The organism is Polaromonas sp. (genome assembly GCF_031411155.1).
Lineage (GTDB): Bacteria > Pseudomonadota > Gammaproteobacteria > Burkholderiales > Burkholderiaceae_C > Polaromonas.
On the sequence record NZ_JANOAL010000168.1, the window covers coordinates 1 to 5,467 of the forward strand.

Below are 5,467 nucleotides of genomic sequence, written 5' to 3' on the forward strand. Positions count from 1 at the left end.
GATAAAGTTCACCAAGCCCAAAAAATTGTGATTATTAAATCGTATTTGTAATCAACTGTATGCGGGTCTTGGGCGAATTTGTGCCAACGCGGGGTCGCGCCTACCCTGGCTCAGGAGGTCCATGATGAAGTTCCAAAGAACCGCAAGCTCGAAGCCGGGCCGGACCCAAAAACATCAGATGGGCGCCAGCGCGCCAGACGAGGCGTCTGATCTGGTGCAATTTCCTGGTGGGGCCCAAGCGAGCGAACCGGGCAATCAGGCCCCGGCCGCGCAAGCAGCCGCCGACCAGCCCTTTGTGATCCGGTCGGCCAATGTGAAGGGTGACCCCTTCAGTTGCCTGCCGCCCATCTATGACCCCAACGCCAGTTTTGTCGTGGATTCGGCACCCAGCGAAATCCGCGAACTGTTGAGTCCGGAACCTGAAGACAGTGGGCCGGCGAGCGAGCCGGATGGGCCCTGATTCGGGCCGTACAACTCGTTCAGTTTTCGCGCACGAAATATCCGGCAACGTCCTGCAGATCGGCCCGCGCCAGCGTTCCGGCGGAGTAGCGCAGGCGCAGGTAGCCGAGCAGGTAGTTGTAGCGCGACAGGGCCAGGTCACGCCTGGCCTCAAACAACTGCTGCTGCGCGTTCAGCACGTCCAGATTGGTGCGCTGCCCGCCCTTGACGCTTTTTTGCGTCGCATCGACCAGCAAGAGGGCAGAGCTTAGCGATTTCGCGGCGGCGTCTATCCGCAACACGCTGCTTTGCGTGAGGTTGTACTGCTTGCGCAGCTCGACCAGAACCTGGCTGGTCTTGGCGTCAAGATCGGCCCGGGCTTTTTCGTGGTTTGCCACGGCCTGGCGGGTGGCGGCGCTCACAGATCCGCCGGCATACAGCGGAACATTGAGTTGCACGCCTATGCTGCGATTGTTGGTGTCCTGGTTGAAGGTGCTGGTGGTGTCGGATTTGCTGTTGCTGACGCTGGCGATCAGATCCAGGCGTGGCCAATGGCCGGCCCGATTCTTGTTGATTTCCTCGCTGGCCACCTCAACCGCATAGCGCTGCGCAATCACCTCGGGGTTATTGGCCAGCGCCAGTTCCTTCCAGGCTTCAAAGCTGGCGGGCTGCAGGGGCCTGACCTGAAAATCATCGACCAAAGGATCCAGCCTGTCGATGTCCTGGCCGACCATGGCCGCCAGGGCGTTGCGCGCATTGGTCAGGCTGTCGCGTGCCTCGAGCACCTGGGCCTCGGACAAATCAAACTTCGCCTGGGTCTCCAGCACTTCGGTGCGGGTGCCTTCGCCGCGCTGGAACAGGCGGACATTGGATTGCCGTTGCTCCGCATAGGCATCGCGCTGGGCGATAGCCTGGGCAAGCTGGTCCTCGGCATACTTGGCGCTGGCATAAAGGCTGACCAGGCGCACGATCAGGTCCTGGCTTCGGACCAAAAACTGTGCATCGCTGGCGCTGCTCTGCGCTTCACCCTGGCGATAACGGGCCATGCCCTCCAGGTGCAACAGAGGCTGCCGCAACTGGATTGAGGCGGCCGAGCTGGTGTATTTTCGCGGCTCGGTCCGCTCGCCCAGCAGGGTCGCCGTGGTGACATCGCCCTGGTTCTTGCTTGTCGAGTAGTTGGCGGTCAGGCTGGGCAGGAGATGGGAGCGCCCCAGCACCCTGTATTCCTGTCCCGCTTCGCTCTCCTGCAATGCAGCCCGGTAAGCCGGGTCGTTTGCCAGCGCGGCTTCGTAGGCCGGCAGCAAACCCAGGGCAGAGGCAGGATGGGACTGGCCGAGCGCTGCCAGGCACAGCAATGAAGTGAGGAGTCGCCGAAAGGGCAGGGCCGTCATGCTCATTCTTCCGTCATGGACATTTTGAGTTTGTCGACTACCGGCCTGAGCAGGTAGTTCATCATCGTGCGCTCACCGGTCTTGACGAACAACTCGACTGGCATGCCAGGGCGAATCTGCAAATTGGCGATCAGTTTCATGCCCTCGGGCGCAACCCTGGCTTTCAGGCTGTAGTAGGGCTGGCCGCTCTTTTCGTCGACCAGCCGATCCGCTGATATTTGCGTCACGATGCCGGGGACATGCGGCGTCAGGGTCTGGTTGAAGGCGGTAAAAATCAGTTCCACGGGCAGATTCGGGTGGACCTTGTCAATCAGATGCACCGGCAGCTGGCCATCGACGACCAGGGGGTCATCGCTTGGCACGATGTCCATCAATCGGAACCCCGGTGCGATGACTCCGCCATGGGTGAACACGTTCATGGCCACCACGGTGCCGTCCACCGGGGCTTTGACCAGTACATTCTGCAGATCGTAGTCAAGCCCGGTGAGCCGGTTAACCAGGCCGTCGGCTTCCTTCTGGGTCTCGGACAATTGGGTACGGACTTCCTTCTGGTACTCCTGCTGTCGCTGCAGGCGACGCAATTTGAACTCGGAAATCTGCCGCTGGCCGCGGCCGATGTTGCTGATATCTTCGGAGATGGCGGTGCTCAGTTGCGCATAGGTCCGCTCCAGTTCAAGTAAACGATTGCGCGCAACGTAACCCTCTTTGGCCAGATCGCGCATGCCGTCCAGCTGCTCCTTCAGGAACTGGAGCTGCGTTTTTTTGCCATCGCGGGATTCTTCCAGTCCCTTGTTTTGCAGGATCAGGCCGGCGATGTTTTCATCAAGGGCCGACAGCTCGCTTTGAATGGCAGACTGACGCGAGTTGAACAGTTGCTGTTGCAACCGGATATTGCCGGCGACACGTGGGTCATTCTTCACGTCCTCGAGTTCCGGCGGGAACACGATGGTTCTTTTCCCGTCACGCTCAGCAATCATGCGCGCTTCCGCGGTGCGGGCACTGAAGTACTGGACGCGGGCAATTTCTGCGTTGGCTTTTGCCTGCACCGCATTCATGCGAACCAGAACATCGCCCGCCTTCACCACGTCGCCTTCCTTGACCAAAATGGCCTCCACCGTGCCACCGGTCAAGTGCTGCACGGCCTTTTTGTTGGTGGCAACGGTGACCGTTCCGCTAAGGGGTACGCCCTTGTCCAGCGGCGCCAGCGATGCCCACAGTAAAAATCCGCCCACACCCGCGATGACGATCCACCAACCCAGGCGGGTGTGTGACTTGGCATCGGTCTTGACTTCTGGCGCGGCACTGTCCCGCGGCTGGACATCCGTTGCCGCAGAGGGGTTGCCGAATAAACTTTTCATGGTCATGCTTGCCCTGTTAGCTCGGTGGTTGCCGCATTACTTGCCGGCGCCAACTTCTGCGAGTTGTTTGGTGGCCGCACCGGCAAGCGCCGGCGCAGATTTGTTGGCTTGCCCCTGTTGAGCCTGCTGCTGCGCCGCCTTGGTCAAATCCGCCAGTACCTGGGCTGTCGGACCAAACGTTTGGGCCACGCCATCGCGCAGCAACAGCAGTTTGTTCGTGACACTAATCGCGCTGGTGCGATGGGTGATTAGAACCATGGTTTTGCCGCGCTTGCGGAAATCAACGATGGCGGCAACCAGCGCCTGCTCGCCCACCTCGTCCAGGTTGGAGTTGGGCTCGTCGAGCACCAGCACAGAGGGGTCGTCATACATGGCCCTGGCCAGGCCAAGGCGTTGTTTCTGGCCGCCCGACAGGCCGGCGCCGCCATCGCCAAGCGGGGTGTCATAACCTTGGGCGAACTGCAGAATCATTTCGTGAACACCGGCGCGCTTGGCGGCCATTACCACTTTTTCCGGGTCAACCTCACCAAAGCGGGCAATGTTTTCGCTCACGGTGCCGGCAAACAGTTCAATGTCCTGCGGCAGGTAGCCGATATGTGGCCCCAATTCGTCTTTGTTCCACTGATAAACGTCAGCGCCGTCCAGGCGAACCTTGCCCATTGCAGCAGGCCAGACACCCACCAGCAGCCGTGCCAGCGTGGATTTGCCGGCGCCGCTGGGGCCAATGACTCCGAGCACATCACCGGGGGCAATCGAAAAACTGAGGTTCTTGATGACCGCTACCGCGGAGCCGGGGGGGGCGGCGGTCACGGCTTCCAGGGCGATCTGGCCCAGTGGCTTGGGCAGGGACATGCCCGCATTGCGGGGCGGGTTGGCAGCCAGCAACTCGTTCAGGCGCTTGTAGGCGCTGCGGGTGCTGCTCCAGGTTTTCCAGATCCCGATCAGCTGCTCCACCGGGCTCAAGGTTCGGCCCATCAGGATGGACGACACGATCATCATCCCGCCGGTGATCTTTCCCTCCAGCACCAGCAGCGCGCCAAAGCCCAACACCAGGGACTGAAGCGACATCCGGAAAAATTTCGTGCTTGCGCTGATGATTCCGGCCTTTTCGCTGGCCTCGGCCTGCAACTGCAAAAACCGGCCATGCAGTTTGAACCAGCGTGACATCAGGTTTGGCAGCATGCCCATGGCCTCTATCACTTCCGCATTGCGCAGGTTGTTGGTTGCCAGGTTGCCCGCCGCTATCGCCATGCTGCTGGCTTCTGCCAGTGGCTTTTTTGAGACCACTTCATTCACGTAAGCCAGAGCAATCAGAATAATCGTTCCGCACAGGGCAAATACCCCCAAGGAAGAGTTGAACAGAAAAATCACGGCCAGATAGACCGGGAACCATGGCGCATCAAAAAAGGCGAACAAGGCGTTCCCCGTCAGAAACTGGCGAATGGTGGTCAAGTCCTGCAAGGCTTGTCCGGCATTGCCTCCCGCCTTCTTGAGGTTTTGCTCAAAGGCGGCCGTATAGATGCGCTTGTTCATCTTCATGTCGAGCTGGGCGCCGACCCGAATCAGCACAAAGCTGCGTACGAACTCCAGCGCGCTTGTGAACAGAAAGGCGCCCAATACCATCAAGGTCAGCATCAGCAGCGTCGTCTGGTTCTGGCTGGCCAGCACCCGGTCATAGACCTGGAGCATATAAAGAGACGGCACCAGCAGCATCAGGTTAATGATGGCGCTGAAAATGCCCACGGTTCGAAACGCTCCCTTGAAATCTGCCAGAGCTAGCGTGATTTCATTTTTGGGGGGTTTAAGTTGTGAAATCATGTTGGGCAGGGCGCTTTAGTAAAGATTGCTGAGCATGATGTTCATCGTAAGCGATTGTGTACATGGTAAGGGTTGAATTTACACAATCCACACGGGCAAACGCTAATGGGCCGGAAATGGGGAAAAAAAGCCCCCGCTTGTGGGCGGAGGCTTTGGAGTGCATGGTTTTCAGACAGTCTCGGACGGGAGGCTGTCCGGGAACCAGTACCCGTCCCTCAAAGCAGCAGGTCAGCGGCCACAAAGGTGTGGTTGCCCGTCAGCTGAAGCTGGAAGTCGGCGACCGAATCCCCGTTTACATCGCCTTCCATCACGGTGGTCCCTCCCCCCGTGGTGTAGCGCAACTGCCCGGCCGTGCCGGTGAAGGCGCCAGTGTTGATCATCGTGAAGGCCTGATCGCCCGCCAGGGCCGTGTTCGCATCAATCCCGGTTAACTGGATCCGGTCTGTGCCGTTGACGAAGTCC

General features: G+C 59.6%; 5 protein-coding genes. 1 reads left to right on the forward strand and 4 read right to left on the reverse strand.

The genetic code is table 11. The annotated features are described in order from the left end of the window. The first annotated feature begins 121 nt into the window (after positions 1-121). A complete protein-coding gene (locus RMO23_RS10975) occupies positions 122-460 on the forward strand; it encodes a hypothetical protein (RefSeq protein WP_309681387.1) in 339 nt (112 codons plus the stop codon). 19 nt (positions 461-479) lie between these two features. Here the strand turns inward: RMO23_RS10975 and RMO23_RS10980 are convergent, their stop codons facing one another. From RMO23_RS10980 to RMO23_RS10995, 4 genes are all read right to left on the reverse strand, one after another. Then, on the reverse strand, positions 480-1,829 hold the full coding sequence (locus RMO23_RS10980) for a TolC family outer membrane protein (RefSeq protein WP_309681389.1): 1,350 nt from the start codon (positions 1,827-1,829) through the stop codon (positions 480-482). Between the two features lie 2 nt (positions 1,830-1,831). After that, the gene (locus RMO23_RS10985) at positions 1,832-3,187 is read right to left on the reverse strand and encodes an HlyD family type I secretion periplasmic adaptor subunit (protein WP_309681391.1); all 1,356 of its coding nucleotides are present in this window, start codon (positions 3,185-3,187) and stop codon (positions 1,832-1,834) included. A gap of 36 nt (positions 3,188-3,223) precedes the next feature. Continuing rightward, positions 3,224-5,005: a type I secretion system permease/ATPase gene (locus RMO23_RS10990; RefSeq protein ID WP_309681392.1), complete on the reverse strand. Its 1,782-nt coding sequence runs from the start codon at positions 5,003-5,005 to the stop codon at positions 3,224-3,226. A gap of 215 nt (positions 5,006-5,220) precedes the next feature. Further along, positions 5,221-5,467: M10 family metallopeptidase C-terminal domain-containing protein (locus tag RMO23_RS10995; RefSeq protein WP_405041595.1), on the reverse strand; the 247-nt coding region annotated here is incomplete at its 5' end.